The sequence below is a fragment of the Streptomyces lanatus genome (genome assembly GCF_014655715.1).
GTDB classification, from domain to species: domain Bacteria; phylum Actinomycetota; class Actinomycetes; order Streptomycetales; family Streptomycetaceae; genus Streptomyces; species Streptomyces lanatus.
Map to the genome: position 1 here is coordinate 661350 of NZ_BNBM01000001.1, position 17196 is coordinate 678545.

General features: G+C 71.8%; 13 protein-coding genes. 3 read left to right on the top strand and 10 right to left on the bottom strand.

Going from position 1 to position 17196, the window contains the following annotated elements; genetic code table 11:
* Positions 1-108: 108 nt before the first annotated feature.
* Positions 109-1677, top strand: coding sequence for a CocE/NonD family hydrolase (locus tag IE325_RS02920; RefSeq protein ID WP_190068034.1), 1569 nt, complete (start codon positions 109-111; stop codon positions 1675-1677).
* A 282-nt stretch (positions 1678-1959) separates the two neighbouring features.
* Here the strand turns inward: IE325_RS02920 and IE325_RS02925 are convergent, their stop codons facing one another.
* On the bottom strand, positions 1960-2367 hold the full coding sequence (locus IE325_RS02925; protein WP_190068035.1) for a DUF6278 family protein: 408 nt from the start codon (positions 2365-2367) through the stop codon (positions 1960-1962).
* A gap of 204 nt (positions 2368-2571) precedes the next feature.
* Between IE325_RS02925 and IE325_RS02930 the strand changes: the two genes are divergently transcribed.
* Positions 2572-4338 carry an SGNH/GDSL hydrolase family protein gene (locus tag IE325_RS02930; protein ID WP_190068036.1) on the top strand — a complete coding sequence of 589 codons (1767 nt, stop codon included), beginning with the start codon at positions 2572-2574 and terminating at the stop codon, positions 4336-4338.
* Positions 4339-4353: 15 nt separating this feature from the next.
* On the opposite strand, the gene IE325_RS02935 is transcribed toward IE325_RS02930, so the two are convergent.
* The 9 genes from IE325_RS02935 to IE325_RS02975 all read right to left on the bottom strand — a co-directional run bounded on the left by IE325_RS02935 (position 4354) and on the right by IE325_RS02975 (position 16042).
* On the bottom strand, positions 4354-5133 hold the full coding sequence (locus tag IE325_RS02935) for an exodeoxyribonuclease III (protein WP_190068037.1): 780 nt from the start codon (positions 5131-5133) through the stop codon (positions 4354-4356).
* A 93-nt stretch (positions 5134-5226) separates the two neighbouring features.
* Positions 5227-5862 carry an MBL fold metallo-hydrolase gene (locus tag IE325_RS02940; RefSeq protein ID WP_190068038.1) on the bottom strand — a complete coding sequence of 212 codons (636 nt, stop codon included), beginning with the start codon at positions 5860-5862 and terminating at the stop codon, positions 5227-5229.
* A gap of 33 nt (positions 5863-5895) precedes the next feature.
* Complete coding sequence (gene pcaDC, locus IE325_RS02945) at positions 5896-7203, bottom strand: bifunctional 3-oxoadipate enol-lactonase/4-carboxymuconolactone decarboxylase PcaDC (protein WP_190068039.1); 1308 nt, start codon at positions 7201-7203, stop codon at positions 5896-5898.
* Between the two features lie 145 nt (positions 7204-7348).
* Positions 7349-8341, bottom strand: coding sequence for a hypothetical protein (locus tag IE325_RS02950; RefSeq protein ID WP_190068040.1), 993 nt, complete (start codon positions 8339-8341; stop codon positions 7349-7351).
* 170 nt (positions 8342-8511) lie between these two features.
* The gene (locus IE325_RS02955; RefSeq protein ID WP_434095392.1) at positions 8512-10371 is read right to left on the bottom strand and encodes an SWIM zinc finger family protein; all 1860 of its coding nucleotides are present in this window, start codon (positions 10369-10371) and stop codon (positions 8512-8514) included.
* 164 nt (positions 10372-10535) lie between these two features.
* Positions 10536-13358 carry an SCO1167/SCO6262 family helicase gene (locus tag IE325_RS02960; protein ID WP_190068041.1) on the bottom strand — a complete coding sequence of 941 codons (2823 nt, stop codon included), beginning with the start codon at positions 13356-13358 and terminating at the stop codon, positions 10536-10538.
* A 111-nt stretch (positions 13359-13469) separates the two neighbouring features.
* A complete protein-coding gene (locus tag IE325_RS02965; protein WP_229911621.1) occupies positions 13470-13979 on the bottom strand; it encodes a sugar kinase in 510 nt (169 codons plus the stop codon).
* Between the two features lie 68 nt (positions 13980-14047).
* Entirely contained in the window at positions 14048-15196 is a 1149-nt protein-coding gene (locus tag IE325_RS02970; RefSeq protein WP_190068043.1) for an ROK family glucokinase, read from the bottom strand.
* A 108-nt stretch (positions 15197-15304) separates the two neighbouring features.
* Positions 15305-16042, bottom strand: a complete 738-nt coding sequence (locus IE325_RS02975; protein WP_190068497.1) for a GntR family transcriptional regulator — start codon at positions 16040-16042, stop codon at positions 15305-15307.
* 129 nt (positions 16043-16171) lie between these two features.
* Between IE325_RS02975 and IE325_RS02980 the strand changes: the two genes are divergently transcribed.
* Entirely contained in the window at positions 16172-17194 is a 1023-nt protein-coding gene (locus IE325_RS02980) for a Gfo/Idh/MocA family protein (protein WP_190068044.1), read from the top strand.
* Positions 17195-17196: the final 2 nt, after the last annotated feature.

Genomic DNA, 17196 nt, shown 5'->3' on the forward strand with positions numbered 1-17196 from the left:
ATATTCCACTAATCGTTACTGGCACGTAACTTACCCACGGGTTACTTACGGTAAGGGGGCACGGTTACCGTTCGGTCACTTTGCATTGACACGAGTGAGGAGTGACCCGTGGGAACCCATCGCAAGGCCCTGCGCACGACCGCCGTGGGCGCCGTCTCCGCGACCCTGGTCGCCGGAAGCGCCCTCGGGCTCGCCCCCGTGGCCCAAGCGGCCCCGAACAGCGTCCGTTTCGTCGACATCACCGGCGACGGCGGCATCACCCTCAAGGCGAACGTCATCACCCCGGCCGGCGCCGACGGCACGCGCCGCTACCCGCTGCTCGTGATGCCCACGAGCTGGGGCCTGCCCCAGGTCGAGTATGTCGCGCAGGCCCAGAAGCTCGCGAACTCGGGCTACATCGTGGTCAGTTACAACGTGCGCGGCTTCTGGCAGTCCGGCGGCGAGATAGAAGTGGCGGGCCCGCCCGACATAGCCGACGCGTCCAAGGTCATCGACTGGGCGCTCGCCAACACCCCGGCCGACGCGAAACACGTGGGCATGGCGGGTGTCTCGTACGGCGCCGGCATCAGCCTGCTGACCGCCGCGCACGACAAGCGGGTCAGGGCCGTCGCCGCCCTCAGCGGCTGGGCCGACCTCATCGGCTCGATCTACGCCGGCCGCACCCAGCACGTCCAGGCCGCCGGGCTGCTGGACGGGGCGAGCCTGGTCACGGGTCGGCAGAGCGCCGAACTGCGGCAGATCTTCAACGACTTCTACGCCTCCAACCTGTCCAAGGAACAGGACATCATCAACTGGGGGAAGAAACGTTCGGTCGCTACATACCTGGACCAACTCAACGACAGCGGCGCAGCGGTCATGATGGCCAACGCCTGGGGCGACACGATCTTCCCGCCCAACCAGTACGCGGACTTCTACGAGAAGCTGACCGGCCCCAAGCGGCTGGAGTTCCGCCCCGGCGACCACGCCACCGCCGAGCTCACCGGGCTGTTCGGCCTGCCCAACGACGTGTGGAAAGACACCGCACGCTGGTTCGACCACTACCTCAAGGGCGAGGACAACGGCATCAACCGCGAGCTGCCGGTGCGGCTCAAGTCCCGCGCGGGCGGCGACTACGAGGGCTACCCGGACTGGAAGTCGGTCGGCGCGACGAACCGGAAGCTCGCCCTCGCCGGTTCGACCACGATCCGTACGAACGTCGACTCGGGCGCGAACGGCGGGGTCGTCTTCCTGTCCAGCATCCTCGACCAGGTGGCCCAACTGCCCCCGATGGCCTCGATCCCGCTGCTGCCGCGCCGCTGGGCGGCCGTATGGCAGTCCGAGAAGTACCCGACGGCCCAACAGGTGCGCGGCACCGCCAAGTTGCACACCACCGTCACCCCGACCGAGGAGAGCGGCACCCTCGTCGCCTATCTGTACGACGTGGGCCCGCTCGGCCTCGGCAAGCTGGTCAGCAACGCGCCGTACACCTTCCACGGACGTACGCCCGGACAGCCGTTCGGCGTCGACCTGGAGCTGTACTCCACGGCCTACGACGTCCCGGCCGGGCACCGTCTCGCGCTGGTCGTCGACACGGTCGACCCGCTCTACATCGAGCACAACCCGTCCGGCGCGCGGCTGACCTTCTCCTCGCCGGCGAACGACCCGTCGTACGTGTCGATTCCACTGCGCGAACAGTGATCTCCGGCCGGCGCCGGACGGGTATGGCTCTGTGACTGCTGCCCCCTGCTGCCCCTGCGTCAGACAGGCCCTAGGGGCTGTGGGGGGATCCCCACCCGGCAGCAGCGTCCCTGGGGACGGACGGAACATCGTAGTCGAGGTCGGACACGGCGAGGATTTCGGCTCATTGATGGCCGCAAACTATCCGGGCAAGAATGAACTTAATGCGCGACACGCACTTTTCGGACATAAGCCGTATTTACGTCGACCTTATGTCGGATCCCGAAGGTCCCGGACGAGACCTCACGCCTCCGCGACCTCCGCGTACAGCTGCGACAGCTCGGGAACCCCGCTCACGGCCCACTCCCGCCCCGAGGTCACGACGTCGAACTCCCGTCCGGAGGCGAGCCGCACGACCGGCTGGCCGTCCGGCCAGATCTCCCAGGCGGCCCCGGCGACGGTGCGCACGATGACGGTGCCGAGGTACAGCCCGGCGTCATTGCCCAGCCAGGGCAGGATCTCCTCGTCGTCCCGCCAGCGCGGCAGCAACTGATCCAGGGCCTCCAACGAGGCGGCCGTGTCGTCCAGTTGGATCCCGGCTCTGGAGGCGTGCGAGCGCAGCAGTTCGCACTCGGAGAGCAGTTCGGCGATGCCCTCGGGGTCGGGGGTCCCACGCTTCTCGGGCCGGTGGCCCAGAAAAGGGATCTTCATACGCACAGCGTGTCATTCGCACGGCCGAACGCACCACAGGCGCGCGGGCCGTCGATTCCGGGCGAGTTCACGCCGACTTGTGGCATGGCTCGTTGACGGGTCACGGGTGCCTCTCTAATTTCTCCCTGCGCGTTACGTCCCGTCTGAACTTGTCATGCGCAGCCATACGTGGTCCTGAGCAGTCGTGAACGGGAGGAGTCGGCCGTGCGCCGATGTGTGTGGATCTCCGCGGTCGTCCTTGCCCTCTTCGCGGCCCTGGTGCCGAGCGTCGCCGCGCAGGCGGCCGACGGGCGCAGAGCCGCGCCGCTCCCCCTGGAGCGGCTCTTCGACAACACGGCCGTCAGCGACGACGCCCGGCCCGCCGCAGCGAACTTCGACGGGTCGGGCGCCTCGCTGTCGGCACAGGATCTGAGGGCGGCCGACTGGACGCCCGGCCGCGCGCTCACCGTGCAGGGCGCCCGCCTGACCTGGCCGAACCGGCAGCCGGGCGAGCCGGACAACGTCCTGGCCAACGGGCAGGAGGTGCGCGTGCACGGCCATGGCGACGCCCTCGCCTTCCTGGTCGCGGGCACGGCGGGGGCCGACGTCGGTGGCTCGGGGACGGTGCTGTACGCCGACGGCGCCCGGTCCGCCTATGCGCTCACCGCCCCCGACTGGCGCAACGGCCCGCTCGCCACCAAGGCGGTCGCCCTGCCGCACATCAACACTCCCGGCGGCCAACTCGCCGAGCGGGCACGGCTGTACGTCGTGACGGTGCCGCTCCTGGTGGGGCGCGAGGTCGCGGCCGTACGGCTGCCGCAGGCGTCCGGGCTGCATGTGTTCGGGCTGGCGGTGCGGGCCCCTGCCCCGGGCTGGACGGGGAGTTGGACCACGGCGACCGGCGGCTATCCGACCGTGGGGCCGTGGACCGACCGGACGCTGCGGCTGGTGGTGCACACCTCGGTGGGCGGGCCGCGGGTGCGGCTGCGCTTCGACAACACGTTCGCGGCGGGGCCGGTGCGGATCGGGAGCGCGACGGTGGCGGTGCAGCGGTCGGGGGCGGCGGCGAAGGCGGCGCCGGTGCGGGTGAGGTTCGGGGGTGCGGCGGGCGTCGAGATCCCGGCGGGGGCGCAGGCGTACAGCGATCCGCTCGGGTTCACCGTGCCCGCGGACGGCAATCTGCTGGTGAGCTTCCACCTGCCGGGGACGGTGCCGGCCGCGCCCGTGCACCGGCTCGCGCAGCAGCGGTCGTATGTGAGCGGGGCGGGCGACTATACGGCCGACGCGTCCGGGACGCCGTACGGCACCGTCCTGACCAGTTGGCCGCTGCTGACCGGTGTCGATGTCGGGGGTGGGCCGGGGTCCGTGGTGCTGCTCGGGGACTCCATCACGGACGGCGACAAGTCGACGGTGGACGCGAACCGGCGGTGGCCCAATGTGCTGGCCACACGGCTGCTGAAGCAGAGTGTGGTCCCGCGCTATGGGGTGCTCAACCAGGGGATCTCCGGGAACCGTGTGGTCTCGGACCGCTACCCGGGGGACGGGGTCTCCACCGACACGGCCGGAGTGAGTGCGCTGTACCGGTTCGACCGGGATGTCGTGGCCCAGACGGCGGCGCGTACGACGGTGGTGTTCGAGGGCATCAACGACGTACGCGCGGGCACCACGGCGGAGCAGGTGATCGCCGGGCTGCGCGAGATCGCTGACCGGGGGCATGCGCGGGGGCTGCGGATGCTGGCGGCGACGCTGCTGCCCTGCGAGGGGGAGGTGCGGTGCACGGCGGCCGTGGACGCGGAGCGGGTTGAGATCAACGACTGGATCAGGGGTGCCGGGGTGTACGACGGGGTGCTCGACTTCGACGCCGTCGTCCGGGATCCGGCGCGGCCGTCCCGGATGCTCCCCGCGTACGACAGCGGGGATCATCTGCATCCGGGGGACGCGGGTCTCGCCGCGCTGGCCGGGTCGGTGGACCTGCGGGCGTTGGTGCCGTGACTTTCCCCGCCTTGGTCACACGTCCAGGTCCACGACCACCGGCGCATGGTCCGACGCGCCCTTGCCCTTGCGCTCCTCGCGGTCCACGTAGGAGTCGGTGACCGCCTTGGCGAACGGCTCGTTGCCGTACACCAGGTCGATGCGCATGCCGCGGTTCTTGGGGAAGCAGAGCTGGCGGTAGTCCCAGTAGGTGTACGGGTGGTCGTACTTCAGGGGGCGCGGGACCACGTCGGACAGGCCGGACTCGCGCAGGGCGGCGAGGGCGGCGCGCTCGGCGGGGGTGACATGGGTGAGGCCCTCGAAGGCGGCCAGGTCGTAGACGTCGTCGTCCGTCGGTGCCACGTTGTAGTCGCCCAGCACCGCGAAGGGGCGGCTGCCGCCCGCGTCGCCGGCGACGGCGGCCCTGAGGGCCTCGAACCACTGGAGCTTGTACGCGTAGTGGGGGTGGTCCACCTCACGGCCGTTCGGCACATACACCGACCAGACGCGGACCGGGCCGCAGGTCGCGGAGACGGCGCGGGGCTCCTCGGCGCCGTCGTAGCCGGGGTCGCCGGGCAGGCCCTTCACGACGTCCTTGAGGCCTACGCGGGAGAGCACCGCCACGCCGTTCCACCGTCCGGTGGCGTTGACCGCCGCCTCGTAGCCGAGGTCGCGCAGCGGGTCGAACGGGAACGCGTCCTCGGCGACCTTGGCCTCCTGGAGGCAGAGCACATCGGTGCCGCTGCTCTCCAGCCAGGCCAGGAGCCTCGGCAGGCGTGCGGTGATCGAGTTCACATTCCAGGTCGCGATGCGCATGTCTCACAACCTACCGGGCGGCACTGACAACCCGGCCCCGCCTGGGGTGGCACCCATCACAGCACCGGCTCACAGCTCCGGTCACCGCTCCGGTCACAGCTCCGCCGAGTCCCCCGGCGTCAGGCGGAGATGTGCCGAGCCTCCAAGGCCGCCGATCTGACGGTCGTAGATGGGCCGGGCCAGGTCGGTGAGCAGGGCGTCATGGATGTCGTAGGCGCGATGCGGCTTGACCTCCCTGACGTAGTCGATGATCTCCGCGATCTTGTTCCAGGGCGCCATGACCGGCAGCATCAGCGTCTCGACGGGCCGGTCGGGCACGGTGAGGGCGTCGCCGGGGTGGAAGACGCGGCCGCCGTCGATGAGATAGCCGACGTTGGTGATGCGCGGGATGTCCGGGTGGATGACGGCGTGCAGTTCGCCGTGGACCTCGATGTCGAAGCCGGCGGTGGTGAAGGTGTCGCCGTGGCCGACGGTGTGCACGCGGCCCGGGAACGCCGCCGAGAGCTGCTCCGCGACGGACTTCAGCGTCCAGATCCCGGCGGCGGGGTTGGCCTCCATGGCCGCCCGCAGCCGGGCCTCGTCGAAGTGGTCGGGGTGCTCGTGTGTGACGAGGATCGCGTCGGCACCGACCGCGGCGTCCTCCTCGCTGAACCCGCCGGGGTCGACTACGAGCGTCTGTCCGTCCTTTTCGAGACGGACGCAGGCGTGCGACATCTTCGTGAGCTTCATGGGTCCATCCTGGCGCGCGCCCGCACCGGACGCTCACTCCTGGGGTGTCGTCTCTTCCCTTATGACCTGCTGGGCGACCTTGAACGCGCTGTTGGCCGCCGGCACACCGCAGTAGACCGCCGCCTGCAGCAGCACTTCCTTGATCTCGTCCGGGGTGAGGCCGTTGCGCAGGGCGGCGCGGACGTGGAAGGCGAGTTCGTCCAGGTGTCCGCCCGCGACCAGGGCGGTCAGGGTGACACAGCTGCGGGACCGCCGGTCCAGGCCCGGTCTGTCCCAGATCTCGCCCCAGGCGTAGCGGGTGATGAACTCCTGGAAGTCCCCCGAGAACTCGTCCGCCTGCGCCAGCGCCCGGTCGACATGCGCGTCGCCGAGCACCTCGCGACGGACCTTGATCCCGGCGTCGTACGGGTCCGGCCGGCCCGTCGTGGTCGGCGGCGGCACGATGGCCGGGGCGATCTCGGCTACGGGGACGGGGGCGGGCTGCGGCGGCACCGGCGTGAGGGCCGGCTTGACGGGGGCGGCGACGATGGCCATCTGCCCGGTGTTGGTGTCGTACGCGGGCTGCCAGGCGGTGGAGAAGTGCCGGACCAGCAGGTCGGTGACGGCGGCGGGCTGCTCGACCGGGACGAGGTGGGAGGCGCCCGGGACTACGGCGAGCCGGGCGTCCGGTATGCCGGCGACCAGGGTGCGGGCCTCGGCGGGGCCGGTGACCTGGTCGTCCGAGCCGACGAGGACGAGCGTGGGCACGGCGACGCCGCCGAGTTGCGGCCGTACGTCGAAGGAGGCCAGGGCCTCACAGGCGGAGATGTAGCAGCCAGGGTCGGTGGTGCGCACCATCTGCACCGCCCACTCGGTGATCGCGGGCTGGGCGGCGGCGAAGCCGGTGGTGAACCAACGGTCGGGCGAGGTACGGGCGATGGGGTCGAGGCCGTTCGTGCGCACGATCACACCCCGCTGGCGGAACTCGTCGGCGGTGCCGAAGCGCGGCGAGGCGGCGATCAGCGCGAGCGAGGCGATGCGCTCGGGGTGGCGCAGGGCCAGTTCGATGCCGATGGCGCCGCCGAGCGCGCAGCCCGCGTAGCCGAAGCGCTGCACGCCGAGGCCGTCGAGGGTGGCGAGCAGCCGTTCGGTCAGGTCGGTGACGGAGCCCGCCGGGTACGCGGGCGCGCCGCCGTGTCCGGGCAGGTCGAACCGGAAGACGCGCCATTGCTGGGTCAGCTCGGGGACCTGTCGGTCCCACATGTGCCAAGTGGTGCCGAGCGAGGGGCCGAGGATGAGGACCGGGGCGTCTTCCGGGCCGTCGAAGCGGTACTGGAGGGCAGGGGTCTTCGTCTCACTCACCGCTCCACGCTAACCGCCTTTTCTTGCCTCCCGGACGAGGGGCCCCACGTACTTACACCTCACTCCCGCGGATCTTCGGTGAACCCTCACACTGCCTTCACCGGAGATCCCGGGTTCGCCGGGAGCGAGGCCTGCCAGGGCCGACTCAGGTGCGGAGGGTGACCCCGAACCGGGTCTTCATCCGCCGCAGTTCCCACAGCGACACGGCCGTCACCGACAGAGGCCCGCCCAGCGCGGAGCTGAACTGGACGAGGGGCGGGCCCGCCGGCAGGCCGTCGGTCAGGCTCAAGGCCGCGAACACCCACACCAGCGTCGTGGTGAGCACGGGCGGCAGCATCGGGTGGACCTGGGCGGTGTTGAAGGCGCTGCGGGCCGAGTACAGCGACGCCATGAAGAAGAACGGAAAGCCCCACACGAACACGATCAGGCAGGTGACGGCCAGTACGTACTCCCACCAGTAGTCCTTCCCGTCCTCGTAGTTGGCGACCTTGGCCGTCAGGGTGAAGATTCCGCCGATCACGACCAGCGTCAGCACGTACCAGGCGACCGCCTTGAGCGGGGCGCGCAGCCGGGAGCGCAGATGCGGGCGCAGGTGCGAGGGCGCGTAGTAGATGAAGCCGATGATGACCAGGGGCGCGGCGATGATCAGCACGAACGGGGCGAGGATGAGCTGGGCGGCACCGCCGTACGCCGCGTCCTCCCAGCGGTCCGGCTTCACGTTGTACGCGAGGATCAGGCCGATGGTGGCGGCGGCACCGAGCACCGTACGGGCCACCTGGACGCGGTCCACGGTGCGGTCCACGATCCGGCCGTCGCCCTCCGCGTTGAAGAGCCGGGTGGCGACACGGTGCGCGGAGCGCAGGATCGCGCCGACGAGCCCGAACGACAGGCAGCCGCTGCGACGCCGGGCGGCGGGCCTCGTGGGCTGCGGGCCGTAGGGGTAGGGATTCGGCTGCGGGTACGGCGGCTGGTTCGGGTACGGCCCCGGTTGCGGCGGAGGCGTGCCGTACGGGTTGCCGCCGTTGTTGGGCCCGTATGGATTGTTCGGTCCGTACGGGGCGCCCCAGCCCTGTCCGCCGGGTCCATTGCCGCCCGGTTGCCCCGAGCCGGGTCCAGGACCCCATCCCCCCGATGCCATGACCTCTCCCACCGTTCTTTTCCGGCCAGTTGCTGTGTGCCGCCTTGCGACTTCGCGGCAGTGTAGTTGCACCTGGGGCGCGGGCGGCAGCCGATATGGGGATGGGACAGAGCTGATACACCAGGTCATCCGCCCGGTCATCACCGGGCCATCACCGGGCCATCGCCGGGTCATGCCTCCGGTACGGCTCCGGCCGAGTCGAGGCCGGTGAGGGCGCCGACCGGATCGAGGTCGGGGGTGCCGCGCGGCCACCAGTCGTCGTGGCCCGGTTCGGATTCGTACGGGTACCAGAGGCCGTCGTGGCCGAGGCGGAGCTGGAGATGGCCGCGGGGGTGGGTGAGGCGGTTGCGCCAGGGACGGAAGGCGGGGAGGTCGGCGGCGAGCAGCAGCGGGCGGGCCCGGTCGAAGCGGCCGGCGGGCGGGTCCCAGGGTTCTTCGAGTGCGGCGAGCCCTTCGAGGCCGCCCTGACGCCAAGCGGCGACCGCGCGGGCCAGGTCGGACGTGGTGCGGTCGGCGGCGGAAGCGAGGGAGGCGTACAGGGCGCGGGTGGCCGCGGTGAGGCCGGAACCGGGGCGGGCGGCGGCGACGGCGAGCCGGACCGCGTCCTGCCACAGGGTCAGTTCGCCGACGGGGTCACGTCCGGAGGTGAGCAGGGCGTGCGCGCGGGCTGCGGCGTCGGTCGCCAACTGGTCCAGTGCGAAGGGGTCGGGGCCGCCCGGGGCCGCCGGGTAGGCGGGCGGCTGCTCGGGGTGCGGGGGCGGGGGCAACGGCGCCGGGAGGGGCGGCAGTCGGCGTTGCGGGTCCAGGGCCTCGGTCGCGCGTACGCCCGCGAGGGGCGCCGGTTCCTTCTCCTGCGCCGCGCGGGCGGCGCGGGCGGCGCTGAGGCGAGACAGCGCGTCGAGCAACTGGCGTTCCCCGCGGCCGCGCAGCAGGAGCAGTACGAAGGGGTCGGCGTCCAGGAGGCGTGCGGTCTGGTAGCAGAGGGCGGCGGCGTGTTTGCAGGGGTGGCCGCGGTCGGGGCAGCTGCAACGGGGGTCCAGATCGCCCGGTCCCGGCAGCAGCGGCACCCCGCACTCGGCGAGGGACTGCGGCATCTCCTTGTCCAACAGCGCCGCGATATGCCCCGGCCGCGAGGCGACGGCGTCCAGGAACCGCGCCCAGTCGGCGTCGTCCAGCGTCCGCAGCCGCACCTGCACCCGATACGGCCGCGGCCGGCTCCCCCGCACATACGCCAACACCAGCCCCGGCGTCACGGTGATGGCATCGACATGCCCCTCCCGCGCATACCCCCGCCCACGCCCGAGCCGAGCACGATCAAGCGCCCCCTCCTCCAGCGCCCGCACCCAGGCGTCACCCCACCAGCTCTCGGCGAACCGGTCGCCGTCGGCCGGGCGGGGCGGAAAGGCGGGGAAGGTGCGCCGGAGGTCACCGTCGCGGGTCGGGGCGGCCATGGTGAGGGGGAGTTGGGGAGTTGCCGGGGGAGCCGCAGAGGCCTCGGACGGCTGCTCCGCCGGTTGCGAGGGGGAAGGCGAGCCGGAGTTCGTCGGCTCGTGCTCCTGCTGTGCGGCCGTTCCCGGCATCGAAGTGTCCTCGCCCTGCGGCGAGTCATCGGCAGGCATCCGGAAGGCACCGGCCAGCAGGCCGCGCACGTCGCGGCTGCGGAGGCTGTCGGACCCGGGATCCCGTCGGCTCCCGGAACCGGTCGACGCGGGCCGATGCGGCCGTCGAGTGCCCGATGCCCCTCGGGCGGCCTCGTCCGACCGCGTCCGCTCCCTCTCCTCCCGGGCAGCGCGCAGTGCCTCACGGGCGCCGTCCGCCGCGCGCCGCGCCCGGCCCGAGGGGTCGAGGTCGGACGACGTACGCGACGCGGACGGGATCCCGGGGCCGACTGGCTCCTGAGCGTCCGCTACGGGCTCCGAATCCGCCTCATCGGCTTGCTCCGGGGCATCGGGGCGCCTCTCGGGCACCGCAACGGAAGAAGACGATCCATCGCTCTCCTCACCTACGCCCCCACCCCGTCTGGCGGCCATGGCACGCCTGAGTGCCGCGCGGGCCGCATCACCCGGCCGGGCTTCGGAGCCGTGCGACTCGTCCGTGGCCCGCTCCTCGGATGACGACGAGGCCCCGTCCCGCTCCTCCCGGGCGGCCCGCAACGCCCGTCGCGCGACGTCGGCCGGACTGCCGCTCTCCCCCATCACGCCTCCCTCCTCAGCGACACGAGGTCCGACAGCTCACGATCCGTCAGTTCCGTGAGGGACGACTCCCCGGAACCCAGGATCGCGTCGGCCAAGGCGCGCTTGGATTCGAGCATTTCGGCGATGCGGTCCTCGATGGTGCCCTCGGTGATGAGGCGGTGGACCTGGACGGGCTGGGTCTGGCCGATGCGGTAGGCGCGGTCGGTGGCCTGTTCTTCGACGGCCGGGTTCCACCAGCGGTCGAAGTGGACGACATGGCCCGCGCGGGTGAGGTTGAGGCCGGTGCCCGCCGCCTTCAGGGAGAGGACGAGGACGGGCGTGGCGCCGCTCTGGAAGCGGTCCACCATGCGTTCGCGCTCCGGCACCGGCGTACCGCCATGGAGCAGGTCCACCGGAACCGCCCGCGCGGCGAGATGGGCGGAGATCATGCGGGCCATCCCGACGTACTGGGTGAAGACCAGCGCCGAGCCGTCCTCGGCCAGCAGGGTGTCGAGCAGTTCGTCCAGCAGGGTCAACTTGCCCGAGCGGACGGCCAGTCGCTCGGTCGCAGTCCCCGTCTCCTCCTTGAGGTACAGCGCCGGGTGGTTGCAGATCTGTTTGAGGGAGGTGAGGAGCTTCAGCACCAGGCCCCTCCTCGCCATGCCCTCCGCCGTCTGGATCGCGTACATCGACTCCCGCACCACCGCCTCGTAGAGCGCGGCCTGTTCACGGGTGAGCGGGACCGGGTGGTCGGTCTCCGTCTTGGGCGGCAGTTCCGGGACGATGCCGGGGTCGGACTTCTTGCGGCGGAGGAGGAAGGGGCGGACCAGGCGGGCGAGCCGGTCCACGGCCTCCTCGTCCTCGCCGTTCTCGACCGCGCGGGCGTGGCGGGCGCGGAAGGACTTGAGGGGGCCGAGCAGGCCCGGGGTCGTCCAGTCGAGCAGGGCCCAGAGTTCGGAGAGGTTGTTCTCCACCGGTGTGCCGGTCAGCGCCACCCGCGCGGGCGTCGGGATCGTGCGCAATGCCTTCGCCGTCGCGGAGTACGGGTTCTTCACATGCTGGGCCTCGTCGGCGACGACCATGCCCCAGGTGTACGCGGCCAGCGTCGGGGCCGCCGAGCGCATGGTGCCGTAGGTCGTCAGGACGAAGCCGCCGGCCATGTCCTCCAGGGTGCGGTCCGGGCCGTGGAAGCGGCGCACAGGGACGCCGGGGGCGAAACGGGTGATCTCCCGCTGCCAGTTGCCCAGCAGTGACGCCGGGCAGACGACCAGGGTCGGGGCGGTCCGGGCGCGCTTGAGGTGCAGTGCGATGACCGTGATCGTCTTGCCGAGTCCCATGTCGTCGGCCAGGCAGCCGCCCAGGCCCAGGGATGTCATGAGGTCCAGCCAGGCCAGGCCCCGGAGTTGGTAGTCGCGGAGGGTGGCCCGGAGGCCGGGTGGCGGCTCGGCCGGTCGTACGCCCGCCGTCAGTCGGTCCCGCAGGGTCGCCAGCGCGCCCACCGGTACCGCCTCGACCGTCTCGCCGTCGACCTCCGCGCTGCCGGTGAGGGCGACGGACAGGGCGTCGACCGGGTCGAGCAGGCCCAGTTCGCGCTTGCGGGCCTTGCGGACGAGGGCCGGGTCGACCAGGACCCAGCTGTCCCGCAGCCGGACGACCGGGCGGTGCGCCTCGGCGAGCGCGTCCATCTCGGCCTCGGTGAGCGGGTCGCCGCCGATGGCCAACTGCCAGCGGAACTGGAGCAGTTCCTCGCTCTCGAAGAAGCCGGTGCCGTCGGTCGCCGAGCCCGGCGCGGGCCGTACGATCGCCGCCGCGCTGAGGTCCTGCGCCAGGTCCCGGGGCCAGTGCACCGCCACCCCGGCCGCCGCGAGCCTGGTGGTGGCGACGCCCAGCAGGTCGCCCAACTCCTCGTCGGACAGGGCCAGTACGTCGGGTACGTCCTGCTCGGAGAGGCGGTCCAGCGGTGCCCACACCCGGGCCGCGCGGCGCACCGCCAGCGCCGCGTCGACCCGCGCGCGGGGGCCGAAGGCCGCGTCCGCCTCGCCGGACCACAGGGCGGTCGCGTCGGCCACCAGGGTGGGGTCGGCGAGGCTGTGCACCTGGACGACGGCCGCGCCCGCGCTCCGTGCGCCGTCTTCGCGGTCGTCGAAGAGGTCGTACGCCGACAGGTCGAGGCGCAGTGAGATCCGTACGCCCGCGTCCATACCCGCGGCGACCTCGGCCGCCCAGTCCTGCGCGCCGGGCAGGCGCTGCGCCTCGCGTGCGGCGAAGGGCCTGCCCGAGGCATGCGGTGCGGCGGGGGTGCGGGGCAGGGTGTCGGCGACGGCGTCCAGGAAGGCGCGGACGAGGGCCTCCGGCTCGGGAAGCCGTAGCGGGCCGGGACCTGGCAGCGGGACCGCGTGACCCTCGTGGGGGAGAGCCGCGGCGATCGCTCGCAGGTGGGCGATGTCGTCGGGGTCGAGCGGGCCGGCCCGCCAGGCGTCGTGGCCGGTGGGGGTCAGGCCGGGCAGCAGCCGGCCGCGCGCGGTGAGCCGCAGGGCGTGCAGCGCGGCCGCGCCCCAGCAGGCGGTGGCGGGATGGGCGGCGGGGTCGCGGCGGGCCCGCACCAGCAGCGGCAGCGCCTCGCCGAGCGGCAGGGACAGCGCGGGGGTGGTTCTGCGGCGGACTCCGGCTCCATGGCGTCGTACGACGGTGAGCTCGGTGTCCTCGGCGGGCAGTGGGCCGCCCTCCGGGTCCCAGAAGGCGATCCGGCTCTCGCGCGGGAGGGACGCGGGCAGGAAGACAGTAGCGAGCCGCACCGGTACGTCCGTCACCGCACGCTCGGCCACCACAGCGCCGTCGCTCATACGTCCTGTCACCTCCCGTCCTCGAGTCGGATCAACCGTCTTCGACTCTACGGGCGGGGTCTGACAATCGGCCCCGGCGGCCGGTGCGACGCCGATGTCTTCACGGGGCGATCAAGGGACCGTGCGGGAGACGACGTACACGAACGGATTCTTCGGGTCGGCCATGCTCACGACGATGTCGTGCGTGGGAGCCGGGTTCTTCTGCTTGTGGATGAGGCTGTACCACGGGCCGGGTCCGGTGAAGTCCCAGCCGGTGATCTTCTGGTCGCGGGCGCTGATGGAGATGTCGTCCGAGTCGAGGTCGTCCCGGCCGAGGCCCATGGTCTTCAGATAGGCGTCCAGGTTGTCGTCCGTGGTCTGGAACTGGACGTAGAGACGGCTGGTCCGCCAGTTGTTCGTCTCGTAGTACCCGACGTTGTACGACGGGACCGGGATCGTCACCTGGTAGACGCGGCGCTGGACTCTCGACGGCCAGTGCGGGGTGAGGCCGGTCGCGGCGTACTTCTCCTCCTTGTCCTTGCCGCTCTCGCGGCTCTGGTTGGCGGAGATCACGAGATAGCCGGCGGGGACGCCGATGAGCAGCCCGATGATGAGCAGGGTGAGTGCCCTGCGGCGGATCATGTGGCGACGGTCCTCGGCCGGCCGCTGCGGCCCGTCCGGGGAGTCTGCCTGGTGCGGTACGGACACGGTTACGCGGACCCCTGCGATGCTCGACGGGCCTCGGCGAACCGCGCGTAGCGCTCGTACCGCTCCACCCGGCGCCGGTTGGCGCGGCGGAAGCGGCGGGCGACCAGGCGGGCCAGGTCGGCGGCGCCGACCATGCCGGCCTCGGGGCCGAGCTGGGCGCGGGTGATACGGGCCTCGGGGCGGTAGCCGCGGCCGGTGAGCTGCCGCTTGAAGGCGTCCCGCGCGGGGGCGATCAGCAGCTCGTCGGCGGCCGACACACCGCCGCCGATGACGAAGCAGGACGGGTCGAGGGCGGCGGCGAGGTTGGCGATGCCGACGCCGAGCCACTGGCCGATGTCCTGGAGCAGCTCGATACACATGGCGTCGCCGTCGCGGGCCAGCTCGGTGATCATCGGGCCGGTGATGTCGGCGATGTTGCCCTTGACGTGCTCGATGATCCCGTAGGCCACCGGCGAGTCGGCGGCGGCCAGTTCGCGTGCCTCCCTGACCAGCGCGTTCCCGGAGCTGTACTGCTCCCAGCAGCCGCGGTTGCCGCACGGGCAGCGGTGTCCGCCGGGCACGACCTGCATATGGCCGAACTCGCCGGCGACGCCGTACTTGCCGCGCTTGACCTGGCCGTCCTCCAGGATCGCGCCGCCGATGCCGGTGCCCAGCGTGATCATGACGAGGTGGTCCTCGCCGCGGCCGGCGCCGAAGCGCCACTCGGCCCAGGCGGCGGCGTTGGCGTCGTTGTCGACCAGGACCGGCACGGCGAGACGGCCGGCGAGACGGTCGCGCAGCGGTTCGTTGCGCCAGGACAGGTGGGGGGCGAACAGGACGCGATTGCGGTCGGCGTCCACCCAGCCGGCCGCTCCGATGCCCACGGCGTGCACGTCATGGCGGTCGGACAGGTCCAGGACGAGCTCGACGATGGTGTCCTCGACGACCTTCGGGCTCTTGGACTTGTCCGGCGTCTCCGTGCGGAGCTTCTCCAGGATGTTGCCGTCGGCGTCCACGACGCCCGCCATCACCTTGGTGCCGCCGATGTCGATGCCGACCGTGGGCACGCGGGGTGCCGACAGGTGTGAGCGGCGTTCCCGGGGGCCGACCGTTCGGAGCACGGGGGCTCGGCGGGAACCGATGGGGGCGGTTAGGTCGCGGTAGGTGCTCATCACGGCCGATTCTGCCTCACCGTCGGTACGGGTGCCGTACGGGGGAACGGGGCGTTGCGGCCTGGGGCGCTTAATTGTCCTGACATTGCTACGTACCAAACGGTCCGCTCATGACCGTACGAGCAATTGGAACTCGAACGAGTAGCGGCTCGGGCGGTATGTGTGCGTGCCGTACTCCACCGCCCGCCCCGTGTCGTCGAACGTCACTCTCTGCATGGTGAGGAGCGGAGCACCCTCCTCCTCCGCGAGGCGTTCGGCCTCGGCCGCGGTGGCGGCGCGGGCGCCGATGGTCTGGCGGGCGCTGTGCAGGGTGATGCCGGCGGTGCGCATCAGGCGGTAGAGGCCGGTGGCCTCCAGTTGCGCGGTGTCCAGGCCGAGCAGGCCGGGCGGCAGGAAGTTGCAGAGGTACGCCATCGGCTCGTTGTGCGCGAGGCGGAGCCGCTCGATGCGGTGGACGTCACTGTCCTCGGCCACCCCGAGCGCGGCCGCGACCTCGGCGGACGCGGGGACGACGGTGTTGACGAGAACCTTGGTCGCCGGGCGCTGCCCCGCCGACTCCAGGTCGTCGTAGAGGCTGCTGAGCTCCAGCGGCCGCTTGACCTGGCTGTGCACGACCTGCGTCCCCACGCCCCGGCGGCGTACCAGCAGGCCCTTGTCGACGAGCGACTGGATGGCCTGGCGGACGGTCGGCCGGGACAGGCCGAGGCGTGCGGCGAGTTCGATCTCGTTGCCCAGCAGACTGCCGGGGGTGAGCGCTCCGTGCTCGATCGCGGCCTCGAGTTGCTGGGACAGCTGGAAGTACAAGGGCACCGGACTGCTCCGGTCCACGCTGAGCTCGAGTTCCACGGTCGGGTCCACTTCCTGTTTCGGCACGGCCTGACTGTAGCTCTACGCGTTGTTGACGGGAAGTCGTGTAGTTTGATTGTCCGGACATTTGCATTGACAGCGTACGCACTGAACCCGCACTTTGTTTCCATGCGCATCGGGGTCATCGGTACGGGCCGCATCGGCACGATCCACGCCAACACGCTCAGTCGCCACCGCGACGTCGGCTCCTTGATCCTCACGGACGCGGACGCGACGCGCGCCCAGGAGCTCGCCCACCGGCTGGGCGAGACGGCGGCGCCCGGGGTGGACGAGATCTTCCGGTGGGGGGTGGACGCCGTGGTGATCACCACGGCGACCTCGGCCCACGCCGAACTGATCGGTCGGGCAGCACGCTCGGGGCTCCCGGTCTTCTGCGAGAAGCCCATAGCCCTCGATCTGCCGGGCACCCTGCACGCGATCGGGGAGGTGGAGACGGCCGGGACGATCCTCCAGATGGGGTTCATGCGCCGCTTCGACGCGGGGTACGTGGGCGCGCGTGAGGCGGTGCGGTCGGGGCGGCTCGGCCGGCTGCACACCGTGCGGGCGCTGACCAGCGACCAGGAGCCGCCGCCGGCCGACTGGCTGCCGCTGTCCGGCGGGCTGTACCGGGACACGCTGATCCACGACTTCGACGCTCTGCGCTGGGTGACCGGGCGTGAGGTCGTCGACGTGTACGCGGCCGGGTCGGACGCCGGGCCCGCGATGTTCCGTGCGGCGGGTGACGTGGACACCGCGGCGGTCGTGCTCACGCTGGACGACGGCACCCTCGCCACGGCCACGGCGACGCGGCTGAACGGCGCCGGGTACGACGTACGGATGGAGCTGGCCGGGGAGTTGGACACGGTCGTGGTCGGGCTTGACGACCGTACGCCGGTCGCGTCCACCGAGCCGACCGGGCCGCCCGCCGCGGACAAGCCGTGGCCGGGGTTCCTGGAGCGGTTCGGGCCCGCGTACGAGACGGAGCTGAACTCGTTCGTGGAGGTCGTGCACGGCGAGCGGGCCAACCCCTGCGACGGGCGGGAGGCCCTGCAGGCGCTGCGGATCTCGGAGGCCTGCGAAGTGTCGAGACGCGAGCGAAGACCGGTCGCCCTCGGCGAGATCGCGGGCGGGGCGTCGGCCGCGGCGCTGTGAGA